21 protein-coding genes and 3 pseudogenes are annotated in these 24051 nt (G+C 44.5%); 8 read left to right on the top strand and 16 right to left on the bottom strand.

Annotation, left to right across the window (positions count from 1 at the left end; genetic code table 11):
• Positions 1-70: 70 nt before the first annotated feature.
• From lpxD to rpsB, 11 genes and pseudogenes are all read right to left on the bottom strand, one after another.
• A pseudogene (gene lpxD, locus SU60_RS13845) lies at positions 71-1101 on the bottom strand (UDP-3-O-(3-hydroxymyristoyl)glucosamine N-acyltransferase).
• A 6-nt stretch (positions 1102-1107) separates the two neighbouring features.
• Positions 1108-1617, bottom strand: a complete 510-nt coding sequence (locus SU60_RS13840; RefSeq protein WP_041156071.1) for an OmpH family outer membrane protein — start codon at positions 1615-1617, stop codon at positions 1108-1110.
• Between the two features lie 13 nt (positions 1618-1630).
• Positions 1631-4044: pseudogene (gene bamA, locus SU60_RS13835) on the bottom strand (outer membrane protein assembly factor BamA).
• Between the two features lie 44 nt (positions 4045-4088).
• Positions 4089-5447, bottom strand: coding sequence for a sigma E protease regulator RseP (gene rseP, locus SU60_RS13830; protein WP_041156030.1), 1359 nt, complete (start codon positions 5445-5447; stop codon positions 4089-4091).
• A gap of 15 nt (positions 5448-5462) precedes the next feature.
• Positions 5463-6670: pseudogene (gene ispC / locus SU60_RS13825) on the bottom strand (1-deoxy-D-xylulose-5-phosphate reductoisomerase).
• 51 nt (positions 6671-6721) lie between these two features.
• Positions 6722-7564, bottom strand: coding sequence for a phosphatidate cytidylyltransferase (locus SU60_RS13820; protein ID WP_041156029.1), 843 nt, complete (start codon positions 7562-7564; stop codon positions 6722-6724).
• A 12-nt stretch (positions 7565-7576) separates the two neighbouring features.
• Entirely contained in the window at positions 7577-8332 is a 756-nt protein-coding gene (locus tag SU60_RS13815; protein ID WP_041156028.1) for an undecaprenyl pyrophosphate synthase, read from the bottom strand.
• 96 nt (positions 8333-8428) lie between these two features.
• Positions 8429-8986 carry a ribosome recycling factor gene (gene frr, locus SU60_RS13810; protein ID WP_041156027.1) on the bottom strand — a complete coding sequence of 186 codons (558 nt, stop codon included), beginning with the start codon at positions 8984-8986 and terminating at the stop codon, positions 8429-8431.
• A gap of 259 nt (positions 8987-9245) precedes the next feature.
• On the bottom strand, positions 9246-9977 hold the full coding sequence (gene pyrH, locus SU60_RS13805) for a UMP kinase (protein WP_041156026.1): 732 nt from the start codon (positions 9975-9977) through the stop codon (positions 9246-9248).
• Positions 9978-10127: 150 nt separating this feature from the next.
• Positions 10128-10973, bottom strand: coding sequence for a translation elongation factor Ts (gene tsf / locus SU60_RS13800; protein ID WP_041156025.1), 846 nt, complete (start codon positions 10971-10973; stop codon positions 10128-10130).
• 132 nt (positions 10974-11105) lie between these two features.
• Positions 11106-11834 (bottom strand): 30S ribosomal protein S2, encoded by a 729-nt coding sequence (rpsB, locus tag SU60_RS13795; RefSeq protein WP_041156024.1) that lies wholly within the window; start codon positions 11832-11834, stop codon positions 11106-11108.
• 381 nt (positions 11835-12215) lie between these two features.
• Between rpsB and map the strand changes: the two genes are divergently transcribed.
• From map to SU60_RS13780, 3 genes are all read left to right on the top strand, one after another.
• Positions 12216-13094 (top strand): type I methionyl aminopeptidase, encoded by an 879-nt coding sequence (gene map / locus SU60_RS13790; RefSeq protein WP_041156023.1) that lies wholly within the window; start codon positions 12216-12218, stop codon positions 13092-13094.
• 107 nt (positions 13095-13201) lie between these two features.
• Entirely contained in the window at positions 13202-15826 is a 2625-nt protein-coding gene (gene glnD, locus SU60_RS13785; protein WP_041156022.1) for a bifunctional uridylyltransferase/uridylyl-removing protein GlnD, read from the top strand.
• A 145-nt stretch (positions 15827-15971) separates the two neighbouring features.
• Positions 15972-16355, top strand: coding sequence for a DUF3461 family protein (locus SU60_RS13780; protein WP_041156021.1), 384 nt, complete (start codon positions 15972-15974; stop codon positions 16353-16355).
• A gap of 111 nt (positions 16356-16466) precedes the next feature.
• Here SU60_RS13780 and truC read toward each other — a convergent pair whose 3' ends face one another.
• A complete protein-coding gene (gene truC, locus SU60_RS13775; RefSeq protein WP_041156020.1) occupies positions 16467-17228 on the bottom strand; it encodes a tRNA pseudouridine(65) synthase TruC in 762 nt (253 codons plus the stop codon).
• Between the two features lie 5 nt (positions 17229-17233).
• Entirely contained in the window at positions 17234-17548 is a 315-nt protein-coding gene (locus SU60_RS13770; protein WP_041156019.1) for a YqcC family protein, read from the bottom strand.
• A 76-nt stretch (positions 17549-17624) separates the two neighbouring features.
• Here SU60_RS13770 and SU60_RS13765 point away from each other — a divergent pair, with 76 nt between their 5' ends.
• Entirely contained in the window at positions 17625-18662 is a 1038-nt protein-coding gene (locus SU60_RS13765) for a DUF3549 family protein (RefSeq protein ID WP_041156018.1), read from the top strand.
• A gap of 3 nt (positions 18663-18665) precedes the next feature.
• Positions 18666-18965, top strand: coding sequence for a DUF3301 domain-containing protein (locus SU60_RS21425; RefSeq protein ID WP_084735844.1), 300 nt, complete (start codon positions 18666-18668; stop codon positions 18963-18965).
• On the opposite strand, the gene SU60_RS13760 is transcribed toward SU60_RS21425, so the two are convergent.
• Positions 18925-19410 carry a GNAT family N-acetyltransferase gene (locus tag SU60_RS13760; RefSeq protein WP_041156017.1) on the bottom strand — a complete coding sequence of 162 codons (486 nt, stop codon included), beginning with the start codon at positions 19408-19410 and terminating at the stop codon, positions 18925-18927. The two genes, SU60_RS21425 and SU60_RS13760, sit on opposite strands and share 41 nt — an antisense overlap.
• 956 nt (positions 19411-20366) lie before the next feature.
• Between SU60_RS13760 and SU60_RS13755 the strand changes: the two genes are divergently transcribed.
• Complete coding sequence (locus SU60_RS13755) at positions 20367-20660, top strand: hypothetical protein (protein ID WP_041156016.1); 294 nt, start codon at positions 20367-20369, stop codon at positions 20658-20660.
• A complete protein-coding gene (locus SU60_RS13750) occupies positions 20657-21100 on the top strand; it encodes a YaiI/YqxD family protein (RefSeq protein WP_041156015.1) in 444 nt (147 codons plus the stop codon). Before SU60_RS13755 ends, SU60_RS13750 begins: the two co-directional genes overlap by 4 nt.
• Positions 21101-21190: 90 nt before the next feature.
• Here SU60_RS13750 and SU60_RS13745 read toward each other — a convergent pair whose 3' ends face one another.
• Both SU60_RS13745 and ykgO read right to left on the bottom strand, forming a co-directional pair.
• Positions 21191-22777: an AbgT family transporter gene (locus tag SU60_RS13745; protein WP_041156014.1), complete on the bottom strand. Its 1587-nt coding sequence runs from the start codon at positions 22775-22777 to the stop codon at positions 21191-21193.
• Between the two features lie 234 nt (positions 22778-23011).
• Entirely contained in the window at positions 23012-23137 is a 126-nt protein-coding gene (ykgO, locus tag SU60_RS21420; RefSeq protein ID WP_084735838.1) for a type B 50S ribosomal protein L36, read from the bottom strand.
• Positions 23138-23264: 127 nt separating this feature from the next.
• On the opposite strand from ykgO, the gene tsaA reads away from it, so the two are divergent.
• Positions 23265-23960 carry a tRNA (N6-threonylcarbamoyladenosine(37)-N6)-methyltransferase TrmO gene (gene tsaA / locus SU60_RS13740; protein ID WP_041156013.1) on the top strand — a complete coding sequence of 232 codons (696 nt, stop codon included), beginning with the start codon at positions 23265-23267 and terminating at the stop codon, positions 23958-23960.
• Positions 23961-24051: the final 91 nt, after the last annotated feature.

Below are 24051 nucleotides of genomic sequence, written 5' to 3'. Positions count from 1 at the left end.
TTAGCTTGTCATTATAGAAGAAAAAGACCCGCATTTCGCGAGTCTTTATAAAAAACCTGAGATTGAGGAATTAAGATTCCTCTTTAGGTTCCAGTTGTTTCTCAACCGCTTTAAGGCGCTTATTCATCTCATCGATACGATGAACTCGAGTCGCGGTTTTACGCCACTCTCGGTTCGGTTGTAACGGTATGCCTGATGAATAAAGGCCTTTTTCTTCGACACTGCGCATCACCATACTCATGCCAGTGATCGCCACACCATCCGCGATGGTGATATGACCATTCAGTACCGAAGCGCCGCCGATCTGACAGTATTTACCAATTTTAGTACTGCCAGCGACAATAGTACCACCTGGCATCACTGTACCATATCCGATCTGCACGTTATGACCGATTTGTAACTGGTTATCTAAGATGACGTTGTCTTCGATGATGGTGTCTTCTAAAGCACCACGGTCAATCGTCGTACATGCACCAATCTCAACACGGTTCCCGATACGGACAGAGCCCAGTTGAGGAATTTTAACCCACTCACCGTTGTCGTTTGCATAACCGAAACCATCAGAACCGATCACCGCACCCGATTGAACTAAGCAATCAGAGCCTAGGGAGACTTCGTGATAAACAGTAACATTAGCCCAGAGCTTAGTATTGTTACCGAGCTTAGCGTTCTTACCGATAAAACAACCCGCACCAATGATGACATCGTCACCCAGTTCAACGCCAGTTCGATCACAGCATTAGCACCGATTGAAACGTTTTGCCCGATTTTTACGTCAGCGGCGATGACCGCACTTGGCGCAATATCAGTTGCAGGTTTTGGCGTGGTATCCATTGCCTGAACCGCACGAGCAAAAGCAACATAAGGGTCAGAAACAACCAACGCATTACCAACGCACTGCTCTTTATGCTCAGCTTTTACCATTACAACGGTTGCTTTACACTCAGATAAGTGCTTGGCATATTTTGGGTTAGACAAGAAAGTGACATCACCTTCCTGTGCTTTATCCATCGGGGCAACACGGTTAACAACGAGAGACTCGTCACCAAATAGTTCACCGCCAGTAATTGTCGCCAACTCGGCTAATGTTAATGTATTCATAACGTCTTATTTTAGAGCTTTAATTACGTCTTCAGAGATATTGTACTGTGGTTTACCGTACTGTAGTGCTGAGATGTCAATGACAAGGTCGTAGCCTTTGCTCTTAGCGACTTTTTCTACTGCAGTTTGAATCGTTTTAAATAGTTTCGCTTTTTCTTCAGCTTCGCGACGAGCACTTGCTTTGTCTAGTGCTTGTGCTTTCACTTTGTATTCACTGTCGAGTTTTGCAATATCAATACGCAGTTTTTCAATTTGATCTTGACCTAGAAGCTCGCCATCACGCTGTAGCTTTTCAATTTTCGTTTTCGCTTGCGCTTGAATCGATTTCAGCTCATCGGCTTTACCCTTGAAGTCTTTCTGCATTTTTTGCACAACAACTTCACGCTGAGGAAGCGCTTGAAAAACTTGAGCTGTGTTTACATAAGCAATTTTTTGTGCCGCTTCTGCAGCGTTTGCAAACATTGACGAGCTCAGTACAAGAAGGCCAATTCCAGCCGCTTTGATCATTTTATTCAAAATATTTTCCTCTTTAGAAGGTTCTACCGATAGTGAATGTGAAGAATTCTTCGTCATCGCCATCATATTTCTTAACTGGTTTCGCTAGTGAGAATACTAGTGGCCCCATAGGAGACATCCATTGCAACGCCGCGCCATATGAAGAGCGGAAATTGGTTGGATCTGAGTAATCGTAATAATACTTGTCGCCGTACTCTGCACCTGCGTCACGGTAATCAAACTCGGTATCCCAGACACTTGCCATATCAAAGAAGATACTGGTACGAATTTGACTGCGTGCTTCGTCTGATGCAAATGGCGTTGGCACGATAAGTTCCAGACTTGCCAATGCAACAGCGTTACCACCGACCGAATCTTCGGTTGCGGTATCTGCACCATTGTTTGAGCCTGAGTAGTCACGATACACCGCTCGAGGACCTACCGAGTTGGAACCGAAACCACGCAGGGTTGTAAAGCCACCCGCGTAATAGTTTTCGTAGAATGGGAACAAGTTATCGTTACCATCTGTTTGACCATAACCATTACCGTAACCCAAGCGCCCACGGAACAGGAGCGTAAACTCATGCTTTTCTGTCAGCGGCATGTATTGACGAACATCATACTGAAGTTTGAAGTACTGAACGTCAGAGCCAGGTACGGTCATTTTATAAAACGCACGTTGGTGGTTACCCGCTGTCGGGAAGTAACCACGGTTTAGGTTGTTGCGTGTCCAAGAAATATTGATATCAAAATCATTGGTGTTTAATGCACCTGAGGAATCAATATTGTCCGCCTGAGCCTGCAAGAATTGCTCTACCTGTAAGTAAGGCGATAAGTTACCAATCTTGTTGTGAGTATAGCCGACACCAAATTCAAAACGATTGAGCTCATCAAATGGGAAACCCCACGTTAGGCTCGCACCATAACTTTCGTTGGTATAGTCAACGATACCCGCTTCTGACGCTTCAAATTCGTTGTAAAAGACTTTACCACCCAAGCTCACACCATCTAGGTTCCAGTATGGGTCACGATAATCTAACTCACGTTCTTTTGATAGTCGTTCATCATTGCGTTAATACCAACGCGATTACCACTACCTAAGAAGTTGTCTTGTTGCAAACCGACCTGGAAGCTCACGCCTGATTCTGTACCGTAACCGACACCGAAGTTCACACTGCCTGAGTTGGCTTCTTTAACTGAGTAAACAAGATCGACCTGGTCGTCACTGCCCGGTACGCGAACCGTCTGAACATCGACTTTTTCAAAGTATCCAAGACGGTTTAGACGAGTTTTACCCGTTTCAATCGACTTCGAATTCAACCAGCTTCCTTCCATCTGACGCATTTCACGACGGAGGACTTCATCTTTTGTCGAGTTATTGCCAGTAAAGCGAATATCACGAACATAGATTCGATTGCCTGGGTCCACATTCACAACGAGAGAGACTTCTTTGTTAGTATCATCAAACTCAGGGATGGTATTCACTTTCGGGTAAGCATAGCCAGCTTCACCTAGCTCACGCTTGATCCCCTCTTCCATCGAGGTGACCAGAGAACCGTTGTAAGTTTCCGCATTTTTGAAAGGCACCATGGCTTTAAAATCGGCGTCTTTACCGATCAGATCACCACGAAACTTGACATCTTTAACGGTGTAAACGTCACCTTCATCAATGCCAAGAGTGACGTACACACCTTTCTTATCAGGAGAAATGGCAACGTGCGTTGACTCGACATTAAACTTTAAGTATCCACGATCTAGGTAGAAGGATTTCAATGATTCAATATCCGCAGCAAGAACTTGCTTTTGATATTTTTCATCAGCTAGGAAGTTCCACCAAGGCACATCAACGTTCAAATTAAAGCGGGATAGCAGCTCTTCGTCTGAAAAAGCCTCATTGCCCACAAAGTTGATTTGCTGAATCTTAGCAGACACGCCTTCGGTAAATACGAACTTCAGATCAGAACGATTACGCGGCAACGGCGTAACCACCGCTTTCACTGTTGCGTTGTACTTACCTACACTGTAGTAGAAGTCTTCCAAGCCTTTTTCGATGTTACTCAGCGTAGTACGGTCGAGCGCTTCACCTTCACGAACACCTGATGCGTTCAGGTTTTCTTTCAGCTGCTCTTCCTTAATCGCTTTGTTACCCGAGAAGGAAATGCTAGCGATGGTTGGACGCTCTTTAACCTGAACAACCAACACATCTCCGTTACGCAGTACTTTTACATCTTCGAAGTTTCCAGATGCATAAAGCGCTCGGATAATCTCTGAAACATCACCTTGATCAATGCTATCACCAACACGTACCGGCATTTTCAATAATGCAGCACCCAGTGCAACGCGTTGCAATCCATTGATCTGAATATCTTGAACTACGAAGTTCTGTGCTCCATTTGCAGACACACTGGTCGCCAGTAAACTTGCAAATAGAATTCGCTTAATCGCCATATTTGTTTTAATTATTCCTTGCTACTGCTGTTGTCTCTGAACTATCACAGACGAGTAAAATCGTTAAATAGCGCTAACGCCATGAGCGAGAAGATGATCGCACCGCCAATGCGGAACCCCATTTCCTGTATTTTTTCAGGAACTGGGCGTCGAATAATGGCTTCAATTGCAAAAAACAACAAATGACCGCCATCCAACATTGGTAGAGGAACGAGATTAATAATCCCTAGGTTAACACTAATCAAAGCGAGAAAACCTAAAAAATAAACCAGACCGTAATCTGCGGTTGCCCCGGCACCTTTAGCAATTGAAATAGGACCGCTTAAATTATTTAGCCCTACATCTCCGACAATCAGCTTCTTAAGCATACTGATTGTTAAGCCAATCACTTGACCGGTTTTGTCCATCGCTTTACCAATGGATTCGAATACACCAAACTGCAACTCAAAGCGATAACTTTCAGGCCATTCTGCGACCTCTGGAGCGATACCCGCGAATCCAATTATCTCTTTGTTAGCTAGCTCACGGCTATCAGGCGTCAGGATTAAAGATTGATGATAACCTTCACGCAAAACCGTTATTTCCATCGGTGTATTTGGGTTTGAACGAACCGCATCAACCACTTGTTGCCAATCACTGATTGTTGCGCCATTTATCGCAACAATTTCGTCTCCAGGTAAAATACCGGCTTTCTCTGCCGCACCACCCTCAGTCACCTGCTGTATCGAGTTATAGATCTCTGGAGTATACGGTGTAAACCCTAATGAGTGCATCGCAGACTCGGTCTCCGGATCAAACTGCCAATCACGCAGGTCAAGCGTTTTTGTTACGTCAGAGCCGATCTCATCATTGGATGCGACAGTAACCGTCATCAAATCATCACCAATATGAGAAATCAATCCCATATTAACTGATTCCCAATCCGGAGTTTTGATACCTGCAATCGCTTTTAGTTCCATTCCAGATTCAATTCCGGCTTCTGCAACGATCGAATTGGGCGTTATTTGACCAATAACAGGCTTAACCGCGGGTACGCCAATAAGAAACACTAACCAGTAAGCAAAAATTGCGAAGAGGAAATTAAAAATAGGACCCGCTGCAACAATAGACGTTCGTTTCCATAGCGGCTTATGATCGAAGGCCAAATGTTTTTCATTTTCCGGCACATCGTCAACACGGCTATCGAGCATTTTAACGTAGCCACCTAACGGGATCATCGAAACACTATATTCAGTTCCGTCTTTACCTTGCTTACTCCAAATTGACTTTCCAAAGCCAATCGAAAACTTTTCAACTTTGACGCCGCAACGGCGAGCAACCCAAAAGTGGCCGAACTCGTGCACAGCGACCAAAATACCCAGCGCAACGATAAAAGAAACAAGATTCCATAAAATACCAGTCATTAGCGTCGCTCACGTTTAGTTTCTAAGACAATAAATAGTTTCTAGGGCAATAGTTCGTGCCATTCTATCTAGCTCAAGCAAGCTTTCCAAGCTATTCACATTCTCACCTTTGCAGCTTGCACTCATTTTGTTCAAAACTGACTCATTGATACGTCCAATATCAGTAAATTTAATCTGATTGTTAAGAAATGCATCAACCGCCATTTCATTGGCCGCATTGAGAGCCGTTGTCGCATGTTGCCCTTCATAACACGCATCAATGGCTAATTTTAAGCATGGATAACGCGCGAAGTCAGGCTGTAAAAAAGTCAGTTCACCAACTTGTGTAAAATCTAGTGGCTTTACACCAGCATCGACTCGGGATGGGTAAGACATCGTCAATGCAATTGGCGTTGCCATATCGGCTCGCCCATTTGAGCTAAGACGGAACCATCACGATACTGAACCATGGAATGAATAACAGATTGTGGATGAATGATCACTTTAAGCTGCTCTCGAGCTGCATTAAACAACCATTTCGCTTCTATGTACTCCAATCCCTTATTCATCATCGTTGCTGAATCAACCGAAATCTTTGGTCCCATTGACCAGTTAGGATGAGCAATCGCTTGTGCAGGAGTCACATGCTCCAGTTCTGAGATGTCACTGTAACGAAACGGGCCACCAGACCCCGTCAACAAAATATGAGAAACACCGTGCTGCTCAAGACTGCCATGACCTAAACTGGTCTGAATCTGCTCTGGTAGACACTGAAAAATAGCATTGTGCTCACTATCAACGGGAAGTAATTCTGCGCCATATTTTTCTACAGCATCAATAAATAGTTGACCAGACATAACCAAGGCTTCTTTGTTGGCCAAAAGCACACGCTTGCCAGATTTGACCGCCGCCATCGTTGGTAACAAACCTGCTGCACCGACAATCGCAGCCATAACGCTGTCGACCTCTTGCAAAGAAGCAACATGACAAAGCGCATCAACGCCTCCTAACACTTCTGTCTTCGGCGAGATGCTGGCAAGTTCAGACTTCAATACCAGAGCGGCTTGCTTGTCAGCCATCACCGCATACTGAGGTTGCCATCTTTGGCACAATGCGACCATTTTTTTAACGTTCGTGCTCGCTGCGAGCGCAACGACAGAAAACCGCTCCGGATTTTGTTCGACTACTTTAAGTGTGCTCGCACCAATTGAGCCAGTTGCACCGAGAATCGTTAACTTTTGCATGTTGTTAGACCGTTAGAAAGACACAGGAGCGGTGAATCCGCTCCTGATAAATTAGAACACGTAGTATAGAAGAGCAAAGACTGGAAATGCTGCGGTTAAACTGTCGATACGATCGAGCACGCCGCCATGACCGGGGATAATGTTACTGCTGTCTTTTATACCTGACGCGCGTTTGAACATACTCTCGACCAAATCGCCAAGCACCGAAATGACAACGGTGACAAACGTAATAAACACCATATGTACAGGGCTTGTAAATTGGATATCAAACCAACACGCAAATCCCCAGCCCACAATCAGTGCGGTAATAATACCACCAACCAAGCCTTCAATGGTTTTGTTGGGGCTGACATTTGGCGCCATTTTACGTTTACCTAAACTCTTGCCAGTAAAGTATGCGCCACTGTCAGCGGCCCAAACTAACAAACATACGTACAACACCAGTTTCGCACCATAATAAGGTTCTACGCCGATATCTGATGCTCTTAATATGATCACGCTCCAAAGGAATGGTAGCAAGGTTAAAAAACCAAATAGGTGTCGCAGTACCCGACTGTTCTGCCAAACCGTGGCATTTTTAGGATAGGTAATCGCCATTAAGCTCGCGATTATCCACCAGCCAAAACCCAAAGACAGCATCACATAATGTGGCAACGCGAGGTGATTGAGGCTATTTACATCCGGCGAGATGTACACGAAACTGAGTCCCGTAGCCACAAGCGCTGGGACAAGAGCAAAAAGACGAGAAGTACTTCCAGTGAACTGGGTCCACTCCCAAAACCCAATGAACGTTATCGCAGTCAGTGCGATAACAAATCCCATTAGCGGTAATTTAAAAATGCCTAAAATAACCAAGGGAGCTAAAATTAGTGCCGTTATTATTCTTTGTTTCAAACTAACTAGTCCTTATTGAGCAGCCATCAGTGCCTTAATTTGTTCACCAGTACAGCCAAAACGACGTTCACGGTTAATAAACCAGGTGACCGCTTCAACAAGACTGTCTTCATCAAATTCAGGCCAGTACTCTTCCGTAAAGTACATTTCAGCATAAGCCATTTGCCACAACATAAAATTGCTGATACGGCACTCACCACTGGTGCGAATCAATAAATCCACTTCCGGTAAGTCTGCCATAGTCAAATGCTCAGTGATTAACTGCTCATTGATATCTTCTACACGAATTTCACCGTTACGAGCTTTGGTCGCCAGCGTTTTCACTGCTTCTGTGATGTCCCATTTGCCACCATAATTGGCCGCAATGTTAATCACCATACCAGTATTGTTTGCCGTTAGCTTTTCTGCCTCAAAAATTTTATTTTGTAAGCGCTCACTAAACCGGCCAGTATCGCCAATGACTCGTAATTGTAAGTTGTTTCTGTGTAGTTTCTTTACTTCACTCGACAGGACTGAGATAAACAGTTCCATCAAAAGACCAACTTCTTCCTCTGGGCGACGCCAGTTCTCACTACTAAAAGCAAATAGCGTCATGGCTTTAATACCAAGTTTTGAAGCTGCGGCTACTGTTTTGCGAACCGCATTGACGCCTTTTTTATGGCCAAATACGCGAGGTTTTCCTTTGGACTTCGCCCAACGACCATTACCGTCCATTATGATGGCGATATGCTTAGGGAGGGAATCAGAGAAGGATTGAGAATTTTGCATAGGGAGTTAAATGAGTTCCATCAGTTGGACAGATTAACATAAAAAAACGCTGAGCTGCGAGCACAGCGTTTTCCAACAGTGATGTAGGTGGGAGTATTAAACTTCCATCAACTCTTTTTCTTTTGCAGCAAGAACTTCGTCGATCTTCTTAACTGCAACGTCAGTCAGTTTTTGAATTTCTTCTTGCGCTTTACGATCTTCATCTTCAGAAATTTCTTTGTCTTTCAACAGCGCTTTAAGATCGTTGTTTGCATCACGACGGATATTACGCACAGCAACACGACCGCCTTCCGCTTCACCACGTACAATCTTAACGAGATCTTTACGACGTTCTTCGGTTAGCGGTGGTAGAGGAACACGAATAATGGTGCCAGCAGACATTGGGTTTAGACCAAGATCTGACATCATGATCGCTTTTTCCACTTTTTGCGTCAGCTCTTTGTCGAAAACTGTGATTGCAAGAGTGCGTGCATCTTCTGCAACAACGTTTGCAACTTGATTTAGTGGAGTTGCAGCACCGTAGTACTCGACAGAAATACCTGACAATAGGCTTGGGTGTGCACGACCTGTACGAACTTTAGAAAGGTTGTTCTTTAGCGATTCTACGCTTTTGTCCATGCGCTCTTGCGCGTCTTTTTTGATTTCGTTAATCACGGTTTCACCTTAAAAATGTCATCTTTCCTAAAGAAAGGCTTATACCAATCACCATAAAATAAGTGATCAGATATAGCGTAGGACAAATGCTTGAAAACAAGGCACAGATTTTGGAAAAGTAGTGACACTTATCATCCAAAATTGTAACGCAGTTATCGAGTATTTTAACAAGCTAGAATGAGCAGTTATTTACTACGATTAGTATTATAGGGTTGAGCAAGACTCAACGCCACCCAACATAACTGAGCAGCGTATCGTATTATGCGTCAGCGTTGATCAGCGTACCTTCAACTTCACCCATTACCACGCGGCGTAATGCACCTGGCTTATTCATGTTAAATACACGGATAGGCATTTTATGATCTCGAGCAAGAGTAAACGCTGCCAAATCCATCACTTTTAGCTCTTTATCCAGAACTTCAGCGTAAGATAGCTTATCATACAGTTCTGCGTCTGGGTTTGCTACTGGGTCAGCAGTAAATACACCATCAACTTTCGTTGCTTTTAGCACGATATCTGCTTCAATTTCGATACCACGCAGACATGCCGCAGAGTCCGTGGTAAAGAATGGGTTACCAGTACCCGCAGAGAAGATAACTACGCGGCCTTGACGTAGCTCACGAATCGCATCCGCCCAATTGTAGTCGTCACACACGCCTTTTAGCGGAATGGCAGACATAACACGAGCATTAACATAAGCACGGTGAAGCGCATCACGCATAGCTAGGCCATTCATAACCGTAGCAAGCATGCCCATATGGTCACCCACGACACGGTTCATACCTGCTTCTGCAAGGCCTGCACCACGGAACAAGTTACCACCACCGATAACTACACCAACCTGAACACCCAGTTCAACCAGTTCTTTCACTTCTTGCGCCATACGGTCAAGAACCGCAGGATCGATACCAAAACCGTCTTCACCTTGAAGAGCTTCACCACTTAGTTTTAATAAAATACGTTGATACGCTGGCTTAGGGTTCGTAGTCATGGAGTTTACCTTCCAAAGAGAGTTGTTGATTAACAGTCATGAATAAACACAGTCACGCTGAATCCATTCATCACGGTTAATCGATTACTTATTGGTCATAAAAAGACCGCAGCCTTGGCTACGGTCTTAACTTTATGCAATCTCTAAGGATTAACCTTTTTGAGCTGCAGCAACTTCTTCAGCGAAGCTCATTTCTTCTTTCTTCTCGATACCTTCGCCTACTTCTAGACGAACGAACGTAGAAACTGAAGCGCCTTTTTCTTTCAGCATTTCGCCAACAGATTTCTTAGGCTCCATGATGAACGCTTGACCTGTTAGAGAGATTTCGCCAGTGAATTTCTTCATGCGGCCAACAACCATCTTCTCTGCGATTTCAGCAGGCTTGCCTTCGTTCATTGCGATTTCAACTTGAACCGCTTTCTCTTTTTCAACTACGTCAGCTGGTACGTCTTCTGGGTTAACGTACTCTGGCTTAGAAGCAGCAACGTGCATTGCAACGTGCTTAAGCGTTTCTGCATCACCTTCGCCAGCAACAACAACACCGATTTTCTCACCGTGACGGTAAGAAGCAAGAGCAGTACCTTCAACGTACTGTACACGACGAATGTTGATGTTCTCACCGATTTTAGCAACTAGTGCTACGCGAGTGTCTTCAAATTGAGCTTGTAGCTCTTCAACTGATGCTTTTGAAGCTAGCGCTGCAACAGCAACTTCTTCAGCGAAAGCAGTGAAGTTACCGTCTTTAGCAACGAAGTCAGTTTGGCAGTTAACTTCAAGAAGAACAGCAACGCCGTTTTCTTCTTTGATGATGATTGCGCCTTCAGCTGCAACGTTACCAGCTTTTTTAGCTGCTTTCGCTGCGCCTGATTTACGCATGTTTTCAATTGCTAGTTCGATGTCTGCGTTTGCTTCTACAAGCGCTTTCTTACATTCCATCATGCCAGCGCCAGTACGCTCGCGAAGTTCTTTAACTAGAGCAGCAGTTACAGTTGCCATTCTGTCTTCCTCGTTTGATTCGAAATAAGGTAAAAAACAGGGGCCTAACATTGTCGGCCCCCATTACTAACTATAACTTAGTTTATGCTACACAAAGGTTGCATGTAGACTAAGTGTGACTTAGAGCCGCTATTATTCAGCTTCTACGAAACCGTCTTTTTCAGCAACTGCAGCTACGTCTTTGTTACGACCTTCAGATACCGCTGCACCAGCAGCGTTTAGGTATAGCTGTACTGCGCGGATAGCGTCGTCGTTACCTGGGATGATGTAGTCAACGCCGTCTGGGTTAGAGTTAGTATCTACCACAGCGTATACTGGAATACCTAGGTTGTTCGCTTCTTTAATCGCGATGTGTTCGTGATCTGCATCAATTACGAATAGAGCGTCTGGTAGGCCGCCCATATCTTTGATACCACCAAGAGATTTCTCTAGCTTCTCCATTTCACGAGTACGCATTAGAGCTTCTTTCTTAGTTAGTTTATCAAAAGTACCGTCTTGAGATTGAGCTTCTAGCTCTTTTAGACGCTTGATAGACTGACGAACAGTTTTGTAGTTAGTTAGCATACCGCCCAACCAGCGGTTGTTAACGTAGTATTGGTTGCTTGCAATAGCAGCTTCTTTAACAGCTTCAGATGCAGCGCGCTTAGTACCTACGAATAGAACTTTACCTTTTTTCTCGCCAACTTTAGCTAGTTCAGCTAGAGCGTCGTTGAACATTGGTACAGTTTTTTCTAGGTTGATGATATGAACTTTGTTACGAGCGCCAAAGATGAATGGCTTCATTTTTGGGTTCCAGTAACGAGTTTGGTGACCGAAGTGAACACCAGCTTTAAGCATATCGCGCATTGATACAGTTGCCATTTTAAAATCCTCTATGGGGTTAGGCCTCCACATCCCCCATAATTCCGACTAAGCTTCTGCTCAGCACCCCGGAACATGTGACGGAATGTGTGTGATTTAAAGATAAAAGTTTGTTGGATAAAAGCATGCTTCGCCGTTCAGTATTCTCTGAACGAAGACAACACTCCTCTATTCCGGCGCGCTTTATATCATATTTTAGCGTACTGTGGCTAGAAAAATAATTTCTTACCCTTGTTAATTGAGGGATATTTACTTCCTATAATCTCTATAAGTCAAATAAGAATGACTCATATTCTTAACTCACTTGGGTTCACCACATGTTGTCTGTTAGAATGCCGCCATTCGCACGCATAAGTGCTATCGAATAAGTAGAGAAAACCAATGTCAATCAAGATTAAAACCGCTGAAGAAATCGAACGCATGCGCATCGCTGGCAAGCTTGCCGCAGAAATTCTAGAAATGATCGAGCCACACGTCCAAGTCGGCGTTACGACAGAAGAACTCAACAAAATCTGTCATGAATATGCTCTAGAAAAAGGCGCGTATTCTGCTCCCCTTGATTACCATGGGTTTCCTAAATCTATTTGTACATCGATCAACCATATCGTATGTCACGGTATTCCTGCTGAGAAAGATGAAATCGGTAGCAATGGACAAACCAAACCAGCCGTACTGAAAGATGGTGACATTATCAACATCGATATCACAGTTATCGTCCCTAACGATGAGAATGCAGATTTAAGTATTCGTCCGCAAGGCTACCACGGCGACACATCAAAAATGTTCTTAGTTGGTGACGTTTCTCCAGCGAATAAACGCTTGTGCATGGTCACTCAAGAAGCGCTTTACGTAGGTATGCGCACAGTAAAACCTGGCTCAACCGTGGGCGACATTGGTACAGCGATCGAGAAGTACATCAAAGAAAACAATAAGAACAACCCGCGTAACAAGTTTTCAATCGTGAAAGACTTCTGCGGCCATGGTATCGGTGATGAATTCCACGAAGAGCCACAAGTGGTTCACTATAAGAATAAAGATCGCCGCGTACTCAAAGAAGGCATGTGTTTCACGATCGAGCCTATGATCAACGCAGGCAAGTTTGGTTGCAGTGTCGATGCTGAAGATGACTGGACGGTATACACAGGTGACGGTAAAAACTCAGCGCAGTACGAACACACGATAGTGGTCACTAAAGAAGGTTGTGAAGTCCTCACACTGCGTAGCGATGATACGATCCCTCGCCTGATGAAAAACGCCTAAATGTTTTGATGGCCCACTATTTTATATCCTCGCTCATGCGGGGATATTTTTTATCTGCCAAAGATTTGTTAAATTGCTTTAATTAGTCGCTTGCACGGATAGCAAATATGTCACTACAGTCCCCTTTAGCGTTGACCGATGAACAGATCAACGTTGTTGAGCTTAAACAAGAGCTCGAGAAGTTCAGCTCTGATCAAATACAAGATTTCATCAACCACCAGCCGGTCACGGATCTAGTCCTCGCCCGAGCCAAGTACATGGATCAACTGCTGGCTCGCCTATGGAACCATTTTGGCTTCAATGAGATCTATAATATTTCCCTGGTTGCGGTCGGTGGTTATGGGCGTGGTGAGCTGCACCCATTATCAGACATCGACATCCTTGTATTGTCGAATAACAAACTACCATCGACGCTCGAAGCAAAAATCAGCGAGTTCATCACCCTTTTGTGGGATTTAAAACTTGAAGTTGGACATGCTGTTCGTACTGTCAAGGAATGCGCAGAGATTGGTCGTGATGATTTGACGGTTGCCACCAACCTTCAAGAAGCTCGGTTATTATGTGGCAGCGAGGATACCTATCAAGCGCTTAAAAAAGTGGTCCTCTCTGATTCTTTTTGGCCAAGCGAAACCTTTTATCGAGCTAAAATTCAAGAACAACGGGAACGCCACGCTCGTTATCACGATACAACATACAACCTAGAGCCAGACATTAAGTCTACCCCTGGGGGACTGCGTGATATCCATACGTTAAGTTGGGTCGCACGCCGTCACTTTGGCGCGACCTCTTTGCTGGAAATGAGCAAGTACGGATTTTTAACGGATGCTGAGTACCGTGAACTAGTCGAGTGTCAGGACTTTCTCTGGCGTGTTCGTTTCGCCTTACATATGGAGTTACGTCGATACGATAATCGTCTGACCTTTGCTCATCAGGCACAAGTCGCAGAAAACCTGGGCTACGTTGGTGAAGGCAATCGCGGCGTTGAGATGATGATGAAAGAGTTTTACCGAACTCTTCGCCGCGTCGCAGAGCTAAACAAAATGCTGCTCAAACTGTTTGATCAAGCGATCATCAACGGTGGTGTGACTGTCGATGCAGTCATTATTGATGCCGATTTCCAACGCAGAGGGCCATTAATTGAAGCTCGTAAGCCTGCCCTATTCCAAGCTCGACCAGAAACCATTCTGGATATGTTTATACATATCGCCAATGACTCAACCATCGAAGGGGTGAGCCCTCCTACCCTACGTCAGTTAAGAACCGCTCGCCGTCGTCTGAACAAGTTTTTACATACGATACCAGCAGCGCGTGAAAAGTTTATGGCGTTATGTCGTCACCCAAATGCACTACACAAAGCGTTTACTTTAATGCACAGACTGGGGGTAATGGCTGCGTATTTACCGCAATGGAGCCAAATCGTGGGTCAGATGCAATTTGACTTGTTCCACGCCTATACGGTTGATGAACACAGTATGCGATTGCTCAAGCACATTAACCGCTTCAGTGATCCAGAAAACCACGAAAAGCACCCTATTTGTTGTGACATTTACCCTCGAATGCAAAAAAAAGAGCTTTTGATCATTGCGGCCATTTTTCACGATATTGGCAAAGGCAGAGGTGGTGATCACTCGGTAATTGGTGAAGGAGAGGCTTATGACTTCTGTATAGAACATGGCTTGTCCAAACCTGAAGCCAAACTCGTCAGCTGGCTGGTTAGACATCACTTGCTTATGTCTGTAACGGCGCAGCGCCGGGATATTTACGATCCAGACGTTATTACAGAATTTGCTAAAAAAGTGCGCGATGAAGAATCACTTGAGTACCTCGTTTGCCTAACTGTCGCTGATATTTGCGCAACAAACCCAGAACTTTGGAATGCCTGGAAACGTACATTGCTAGCAGAACTGTTCTACTCAACTCAACGAGCTCTTCGACGAGGCTTGGAAAACCCAGTCGATGTTCGTGAGCGTATTCGTCACAATCAGCAAATGGCTTCCGCAATGTTGCGTAAAGAAGGATTCGCTGCACGAGAGATTGAGGTACTATGGCAACGCTTTAAAGCCGACTACTTCCTGCGTCATACTCATACTCAGATTGCGTGGCATTGTGAACACTTACTACGGATGGATGACGCCAGTAAGCCACTGGTGTTGATCAGCAAAAAAGCGACGCGAGGCGGTACGGAAGTGTTTGTTTATAGCAAAGATCAGCCGGCTCTGTTTGCGACCGTTGTTGCTGAGCTCGACCGTCGCAACTTCAACGTTCATGATGCGCAAATCATGACCAGTAAAGATGGACACGCGATCGATACTTTCATTGTTCTCGATCAGCAAGGGGAAGCCATTGATGAGACCCGTCATGCTGCGGTCATTAAGCACCTAACCCACGTGTTAGAAGATGGACGCCCGACCAAGATTAAAACGCGTCGTACACCGCACCAGCTTCAACACTTTAATGTCAAAACCAAAGTGGACTTTTTGCCCACAAGAGGGAAAAAACACACTTTAATGGAATTTGTCGCATTAGATACTCCGGGCTTGCTAGCGAGAGTAGGACGTACTTTTGCCGATTTGAACATCAATATTCATGGCGCAAAAATAACCACCATTGGTGAGCGCGCAGAGGATTTGTTCATCCTGACCAGCGACGCTGGGGGAAGATTAAGTGAAGAACAGCAGGATGAACTACGTAAAATCCTTGTCGACAAACTGTCTGACTCTGACCCTGCGTAGTTGTAGATAATAAAACCAGGAGTGAGCAAGGTTGATAGAGATCTTGCCCACAACTTGTTCGATTAGATTAAAAAGTCGCTATCTAGCGCACAAATAGGCTGCTAAAGTTATTACTGAAATTATTTCAGTAAAATAGAGGTAGCCTATGTATCCACACCTCACTGGTTTGGGCATCCATGATCCAAAACAGATTGAACGTTACTCCCTTCGTCAAGAAGCTCACAAAGACGTACTAAAGATCTACTTTCTTAAGCAACCTGGCGAACTCTTCGCTAAAAGTGTTAAGTTCAAATACCCACGTCAAATTAAAAATGTGCTTGTGGATAGCGGCAGTCATCGATATCGAGAAGTGACAGAAATCAACCGTAACCTCACGCTCGTTATTGATGAACTCAATAAAATAACTCGACCAACAAAAGCGTCCGAAACAGACGTGAAAGAAAAAATCCTCTCGGATCTTCGTCACCTAGAAAAAGTGGTCTCAAGCAAAATAGCTGAAATTGAAGCCGATCTCGAAAAGCTCAAATAACAACGACGTTCATACCTCCAGAATTCAAATAAACGGTATTTAAGTAAAAAAGAGGTGGATACTAATTCCCACCTCTTTTGCATTGCGCTTTGCTCACTTATTCATTGAGCACTAGACTACGTCATCCCACCCAAAGCGCTCAAATAGCCCTTGCCATGTTTCATCAAAGTTCGCTTTCATCATCATGCTTTCCCCAGTAAAAGGGTGCACAAATTGAAGTTCTGATGCATGCAACAGCAGGCGATGTGACGCAAACTCATTACGGAAAAGTTTATTGTGTTTACCATCGCCGTGCGAAGTATCCCCGACAATTGGGTGACGTAAGTGCGCCATGTGACGACGCAACTGATGCTTACGCCCAGTCTTAGGTTTCATTTCAATCAAGCAATAACGTGTCGTCGGGAACTTCCCCGTAGAATAAGGCACTTCGACTTTAGCGAGTGGCTTGTATGCGGTGACCGCGTCTTGCGCTTCTTTATTCTGGGAAGCAAACTTATCCGCAATCTTATCCAACTCAACTTTTAATGCGTAATCTAATACGCCCTCTTCCTCAATCCAACCACGAACGATTGCGTGATAGGTTTTTTCCATCTTGTGTTCGGCAAACATTGGCATGACCTGGGAAGCCACTTCACTAGACAGAGCAAAAACCAAAACGCCTGACGTTGGACGATCCAAGCGGTGCAGAGGAAAAACATGCTGGCCAATCTGGTCACGTAAAGTTTGCATAACGAATTGCGTCTCGTGTTTATCTAACCAACTACGATGCACTAACATTCCTGCGGGCTTATTTACCGCGACAAAGTATTCGTCTTGATAAACAATCTCCAACTCAACGGGTGCCAAAGAGATTGCGGTTTCTTGTTCAGTCATACAGATTACTTACATAATTCGTCAATAGAGTGGATGGTAATAAGTAGCTCAGAATATTGCGGAGCTTGCTTCCATGCCTCTGAGAAATAAGGCCCAATGGCGAACCCTTTCGGCAAAGGCTGGTTGTGTTCAATCATTGCACGCATTCTTGCAATAAATATCCACTGCAACCACTCATGGGGATGCAATGTATCAATCGCAAAAGGCTCAACACTTTGCAACGCTTGTACCGATGGCTTTGATTTTTGCCAAAGGTCATACTGTTGCAATTGCTGTTCAAGTTGGTGAAGTAAGTCGACCAATTGGGTATTTGTTACCATTAATTCTGTCTCGAACCTTGAATTAGCCAAGAATGATACCATTTCTTGTGAAAAGAACGTTAGGACGTCGTATTTAATGGAAAACCTACATACCCTCACCCAACTGCTGAATAACAGCAATTGTGATTACCAGATCTTCGACCTTGGCCGCCGTATCAAGACCATCGATAAGCTGCAATTTATCGATATAGAAAAAGGTCAGTGCCCTTATCCATTCCCAATGCAACGCAAAGCTCACTTAGCGATAGCGTACTGGAATGAACAGAAACAGCCTTGGATTTGGTTTTTGAAATTCGAATTGGACGAGCGCGGTCTGTTAAAACAAGCCGATATAGGAAACTTCATCAAATATGTCGTCGAGGCAATGGGGACACGTCTGAGTGATGACATGTCAGAGAAACAGCAACAAAAGCTGTCTAACAACCCTTATACTTTCAAGCCATCCGAAGACAAAATGGCCGTATTCCATAGCCAAGTTCGTGCACATCTCGATCTTCCTACCAGCCAATACTATGAGCACGCCCAACACTACTTTTCTGGGGGACTTGGATGGGATAATTGGCAAACCGTTGGCTTGCAAGGCATTACAGATATGGCGGCGAGACTTGAAAGAGAGCAAAACACGGTTACGCTGCGCAAAGCCCTCAAACATCTGCCCAACGAGCCTTTATATGCGTTATTAGGCGCTCTCGAGCATGTGGAATTGCAAGAACGACTCGCTCAACGCATCGCTGAAAAAGCACAACAGGAAATCGACAGCAGTGAGCCTGATCTATTTCTGCTCGCAGCGTTAATACGTGCACTAGCTGGAGCACCAAACAAAACAGCGCTTCCCGTACTAGAGGCGATACTAAAAAGTCCGCGATTCAGCCATCAAGAAGTTCTGATTGGCGTCGCAGGTCGTGCCTGGCACTTATTGGCAAGTAAAGACATTGCCGAGCAGTTTTTATTACGCCTCGCACAAACCGGCAATCAAGCGTTGTTCAATCAGTTATTTGCAGATTTAGTCATGTTGCCTGAGCTGAGAATGGTATTGTTACCCTTGCTTCATTCTAATCCATCTGAAGAGTTAGCTCATGCACTGTTGAGCTTACAACAGGCAACCAAAGGATAAACAATGATTGGTGATCTGTTAGCAATTTTAAGTTTGTGTTTTTTCTGCTTTCTTTTTTGGCAGCAGAGACGCCAATCTGAGTTAGCCAAAGCCGCGATTACACGCAAATGCGATCAACTGGAACTTCAATTGGTTAGCATTGCCTTTGGCGCTCACAAATTAAAAACGCCAGACGGGCGCTGGCGTTGGCATACAGTGTATCACTTCGAGTTTTCTTCTCTTGGTGATGATTGCTACCAAGGTCATTTAACCATGGTCGGATTCAGGCCGCAGAACTTTCATTTGCCGCCCCATCGTTTATAAATACCATCTCAAAGTAAGGGCCATACATGTCCTTACTTTCACCTTTTTTCACAAACCCCAGCTTTTCTAAAACAGCGATCGGCGCATGATGACGACTGTTCACATTAGCGGTTACTTTGTGAAGGTTCAATTCTCGACACGCCTTAGGGAAAAATGCTTTCAAAGCCTCAGTGGCCAATCCTTTCCCCCAGTAGGTTTTATCAAAAATAAAGCCTAATTCCGGTTCTGAGTTCAAATGAGCAATAAAAATATGACCCATATAGTCTCGGCTACGACTTTCTAACACAGCCAAGCTATAAATATTTTCATCGTCCAGCATTTCATCAAATGCTTGCTTAGCTGAAGCGACTGTGAGAGGACCGTTCATTTCCGCTCGGTTTTTTGCGCAGCAATTCAGCATGACAAATTCGAGTTGTAATGATTCAGTATAAGGTAGAAGAAACATTCTTCTGGTTACTATGGCCACATCTGTTCCTTGATTACAGCAAACCTAATTTATATCCGCATACCCAAGCTAACAAGTACAAGGGAATGGCGAGACATCATGTCTTTATCTAGAAGCCGAAAAATGATACCAACTGGTTGGAAAGAAAACATGCCCAGTATTGAGTGCAAGCAAATATAACGTTGTTCTAATAATGTACTGTTATATGGTCGATTTTATACTTTTAAGACGAATTCGGTTAGCAACAAATGTGTAGGAACATTCCTTTTAACGGTAAGCGTGATTGTGCTCATAATAAGAAAAACCCCGATACGCTGGTATCGGGGTTATAGTCTTACTTGCAGCAGTCCGGCTACTCATTATGCTCCATGCATCATCCGTAATAGTGGCTGAATCCGTCAGCTTAATCCTTGCATCGCCGTCCTAGCGGTGTCCTTATCATCCTGAAAGCTAACATTCCCCGTTAGCGCACATCACTTGTTCCTTGAGCGGTGTCCCTGGCATCTTCCTGATGCGGTCCTAATCCTCAATCCTATGAGGGGTCCATTGTCTTTCCTTAGTCATCAACATCCTATTGATGATTGTGTCCTTACAATGTCCTTCGCTCCATGCTGATTATTCATCCTAAATAATCAAATCGTCTTCCTGACGATAACCAAGTCCTTGGCTGTTTCCTGTTCCGTGTCTGCTTCCTGCTGACAAGTTCTAATTTACCCTTTTTCCTTCCATTCGCAATCTACGTGAAAAAAATATTTTAATTCCCCCTCAATCGGAAAATAAACTTTTACTTTAATATCAACATCTTAAAAACAAAAAGAACATTTTAACTGATAGCGAAAACGTTTTCTCTCACAACTGGTGTGAGAGATCTCTTACAACCCCCTTTCCAAATTGCCATTCGCCAAAATCAATGACACGACGTATGATGTTAGAAGCCATTTTAGTAGGGACCAAAAATGTTAACTCAAGACGTCACTAAAGAATTAGAAGCAGTGATGACACAGCTGCAACAACAAGGCAAAGAGCCAACTGTCGCATTAGTAAAAGCACGCATGAAAACCCCTGTGCCGATGCCTGCGATCATTGCCACAATCAAGAGCTGGAAAGGCACCAACCGAGTGCCAAAGATTGAAATTGCCGCATCAAGCACGCCAGAACAAACTCGAATTACAGAACTGGAAGCCGTTGTTGCGACATTGACGGCACGAATTGATGCTTTGGAAGCAAAACTGAATGAGAAAACATCATGAAGCTTTGGATTGATGCCGATGCCTGCCCTAAAGTGATTAGAGAGACCATTGTTCGCGCAGCAGAACGAACCGGAGTTGAGTGTACGTTCGTCGCCAACCATGTCGTTCCCGTTCCTAAAAGAGCCAACATTCACTCGCTTCAAGTACCTGCGGGGTTTGATATCGCTGATAACGAAATCGTAAAACGGGTTGAAGCGAATGATTTGGTGATTACCTCTGATATTCCGTTGGCGGATGAAGTGATCACAAAAGGGGCATTGGCATTGAGCTCTCGAGGGGAGCTATTTACAAAAGACACGATCAAAGCACGCCTTAATGTTCGCGACTTTATGGAAACGATGCGTTCAAGTGGTATTCAAACTGGCGGTCCTGCCGCACTGTCTCAAACTGATCGTCGTGAGTTTGCCAACCACTTAGATAGAATATTAGCGAAACGCTAAACATCGGCCTTCTATCAAACACAGCCTCTTAAATGACAAAAAGCCTGCGCATTCGCAGGCTTTTTTCGATCTGTGTGAGGAACACTCTTACTAAGGTGTGTAGTACGTCGCCGCACCTGGACCGACAGGTAGACCGAAGACGAATACCCATAGGTAGAACAACACGCTCCAACCCACAATAAAGCAGATTGAGTAAGGGAGCATGGTCGCAATGAGCGTACCAATACCAAGATTCTTCATGTAACGAGTCGCCACCGCCAGAATCAGACCAAAGTAGCTCATCATTGGGGTGATGATGTTGGTGGTTGAATCACCGATACGGTAAGCCGCCTGGATAGTTTCAGGAGCATAACCTACCAGCATTAACATCGGGACAAAGATAGGCGCTGTGACAGCCCACTGTGCTGACGCAGAGCCAATCATCAGATTAATGAAGCCACACATCAGGATGAATGCGAAGAACAGCATTGGGCCAGTCAGACCGATGTTCTGCAAGAAATCAGCGCCTGCTACAGCAAACACTTGACCGAAATTCGTCCACTTAAAGAAAGCGACAAACTGAGCGGCGAAGAAGACCAGTACAATGTACATGCCCATTGAAGACATGGACTTCGACATCGCATCAATGACATCACGATCCGTTTTCATTGTGCCGACAACTTTACCATACACAAAGCCTGGAATAGCAAAGAATACGAAGATAAAGGCTACGATACTCTTCAGGAATGGCGAACCTGCTACGGTACCGGCATCAGAGCGTAGCACGCCGTCTGCTGGAACAATTGTCCATGCCAATAGCGCTGATACTGCAAGAACCGCAATGCCCGCCATCTTCAGACCTTTTTTCTCTTGCTCTGTTAAGCCGCCCATCTTGTCATTAGACAAATCTTCTGCCGCTTCTTCTTCACTGTATTTACCAAGCTTTGGCTCAACGATTTTTTCGGTCACAAAGGCACCGGTAATCGCAATAAAGAAAGTTGAAACGAACATGAAGTACCAGTTTACTTCAGGACCTACCGTATAAGTAGGATCAATCATCTGTGCTGCCGTTTCAGTGATACCTGAAAGCAGTGGATCAACGGTGCCAATAAGTAAGTTTGCCGAGTAACCACCGGATACCCCCGCAAAGGCTGCTGCCAGACCAGCGAGAGGATGACGTCCTAGAGAGTGGAAAAGCATTGCAGCGAGTGGAATCAGTACCACATAACCTAGCTCAGAAGCCGTATTCGAGATGATACCTGCAAACACTACCGTGACCGTCACCATGCGTTGTGACGCGCCCATGACTAGGCCACGCATTGCTGCTGAAAGTAGCCCAGAGTATTCCGCGATCGCAACACCGAGCATCGCAACCAATACGGTACCTAACGGAGCAAAACCAACAAAGTTTTTCACCAAGTTAGTCACGATAAGTTGTAAGCCTTCAGCGTTGAGTAGGCTGACTACATGAATCATACCATCCGCGGAACGACCACTTGCCCCTTCAGGGCGAGGGTCCACAACCGAGACTTCGAAGTAACCTGCAATACCCGACATCACCAGAATGGCTAAACAGAAAATGGCAAATAGTGTGATCGGATGGGGCAATAGGTTCCCCAAATATTCGACAGTATCTAAAAAGCGCGTGAACAGCGACTTTTTAGGCGAGTTTTGTTTAATTGAAGCAGATGAACTCATCTGTTCCCTCCTTGTTTTTATTCCTGTGCAAAAATGACAAAGATGTCAAAAAGCGAGAGGAGGGTACTCGAGCAATAAGTTAAAACAAAAGTCAAAAAGGTTACAAAGTGTAAATTACAGTCGAATAATTAACCACTAAAATACACAAAAACCAGATTATTCATCCATATAAAGACCAACAAGTGACATTATAAATTGTGACATAACTAGCGTTGCACCAAATTGTTCTACGCTTTATTTCTGTACCGCTTTAAACCTTGGGTTTGTTTTACATAGGACGTATAACCGCCCTATTCGCTTCACTACTTGGTAATCAGGATGACGGCGTTTAGCACTTTTCAATGATTTCACAACTTTCATTCTTTACTCCGAATATCTTCAATCTTGCTGCTACATTATGCCGTACCAACCGACAGTTATTATCAATAATAAAAGCAAGTAGAATTTGTGATATTTTTGATGTAAATAAATCCAGAAGATACCAACTATGTATTCCATTGAGCCTATCGGCATCATTGAAAGCCCATACAAAGAAAAATTCGCAGTACCGCGTCAACCACGCTTAGTTCCCTGTGCCAAAGCCAGAGTCCAATTAGTAGGCGAAGCGAATAGCCCAGAAGCGGTTCGAGGCTTAGAACATTTCTCTCATGTATGGCTGCTATTTTTATTTGATAAAAACTTAGCAGCCGGTTGGAAACCGACCGTTAGACCGCCTCGTTTAGGCGGTAACAACAGAGTAGGCGTCTTTGCTTCTCGATCAACGTTTCGCCCCAACGGCATTGGTATGTCCGCCGTTGAGGTCAAAGGAATCAGCAAAAAAGGGGACCAAATATACCTTGAACTAGGTAGTGTCGACTTAGTCGATGGAACACCGATTATCGATATTAAACCCTATATCCCCTACTCAGATTCCATTCCAGATGCACAAGGTGGCTACGCAACCGAGGAACCAGACAAAGCACAGGTTACTTTTTCATCATCGGCATTGACGATACTGGAGAAGCACGCCGATACTGAATATATGCTCTCCCTGATTGAACAAGTTCTAGCACAGGATCCACGTCCTGCTTACAAGAAAAATAAGCCGGACGACAAAGAATACGCGGTAAATTTGTGCGATATGAACGTGAAGTTTGTTGTATCAGATAACTTAATAACCGTTACCGCGATTGAAAGCTTTTGACGAAGCCAATTGGCTGATATTATAGACGGCTAATTATTTTCCCATTGTGGGATCGACATACACAGATCAACCTTGGAACTGTGTATTTAAC

The organism is Vibrio mytili (assembly GCF_000830505.1).
Lineage (GTDB): Bacteria > Pseudomonadota > Gammaproteobacteria > Enterobacterales > Vibrionaceae > Vibrio > Vibrio mytili.
This window is presented reverse-complemented; position numbering and strand designations above follow the sequence as displayed.

Excerpts from the sequence above, each read along its gene's own strand:
- rseP (WP_041156030.1), bottom strand. The coding sequence starts at position 5,447 with ATGACTGGTATTTTATGGAATCTTGTTTCTTTTATCGTTGCGCTGGGT.
- SU60_RS13815 (WP_041156028.1), bottom strand. The coding sequence starts at position 8,332 with ATGCAAAATTCTCAATCCTTCTCTGATTCCCTCCCTAAGCATATCGCC.
- pyrH (WP_041156026.1), bottom strand. The coding sequence starts at position 9,977 with ATGACTACGAACCCTAAGCCAGCGTATCAACGTATTTTATTAAAACTA.
- tsf (WP_041156025.1), bottom strand. The coding sequence starts at position 10,973 with ATGGCAACTGTAACTGCTGCTCTAGTTAAAGAACTTCGCGAGCGTACT.
- rpsB (WP_041156024.1), bottom strand. The coding sequence starts at position 11,834 with ATGGCAACTGTATCAATGCGCGATATGCTTAAAGCTGGTGTTCACTTC.
- map (WP_041156023.1), top strand. The coding sequence starts at position 12,216 with ATGTCAATCAAGATTAAAACCGCTGAAGAAATCGAACGCATGCGCATC.
- glnD (WP_041156022.1), top strand. The coding sequence starts at position 13,202 with ATGTCACTACAGTCCCCTTTAGCGTTGACCGATGAACAGATCAACGTT.
- SU60_RS13780 (WP_041156021.1), top strand. The coding sequence starts at position 15,972 with ATGTATCCACACCTCACTGGTTTGGGCATCCATGATCCAAAACAGATT.
- truC (WP_041156020.1), bottom strand. The coding sequence starts at position 17,228 with ATGACTGAACAAGAAACCGCAATCTCTTTGGCACCCGTTGAGTTGGAG.
- SU60_RS13770 (WP_041156019.1), bottom strand. The coding sequence starts at position 17,548 with ATGGTAACAAATACCCAATTGGTCGACTTACTTCACCAACTTGAACAG.
- SU60_RS13765 (WP_041156018.1), top strand. The coding sequence starts at position 17,625 with ATGGAAAACCTACATACCCTCACCCAACTGCTGAATAACAGCAATTGT.
- SU60_RS21425 (WP_084735844.1), top strand. The coding sequence starts at position 18,666 with ATGATTGGTGATCTGTTAGCAATTTTAAGTTTGTGTTTTTTCTGCTTT.
- SU60_RS13760 (WP_041156017.1), bottom strand. The coding sequence starts at position 19,410 with ATGTTTCTTCTACCTTATACTGAATCATTACAACTCGAATTTGTCATG.
- SU60_RS13755 (WP_041156016.1), top strand. The coding sequence starts at position 20,367 with ATGTTAACTCAAGACGTCACTAAAGAATTAGAAGCAGTGATGACACAG.
- SU60_RS13750 (WP_041156015.1), top strand. The coding sequence starts at position 20,657 with ATGAAGCTTTGGATTGATGCCGATGCCTGCCCTAAAGTGATTAGAGAG.
- SU60_RS13745 (WP_041156014.1), bottom strand. The coding sequence starts at position 22,777 with ATGAGTTCATCTGCTTCAATTAAACAAAACTCGCCTAAAAAGTCGCTG.
- ykgO (WP_084735838.1), bottom strand. The coding sequence starts at position 23,137 with ATGAAAGTTGTGAAATCATTGAAAAGTGCTAAACGCCGTCATCCTGAT.
- tsaA (WP_041156013.1), top strand. The coding sequence starts at position 23,265 with ATGTATTCCATTGAGCCTATCGGCATCATTGAAAGCCCATACAAAGAA.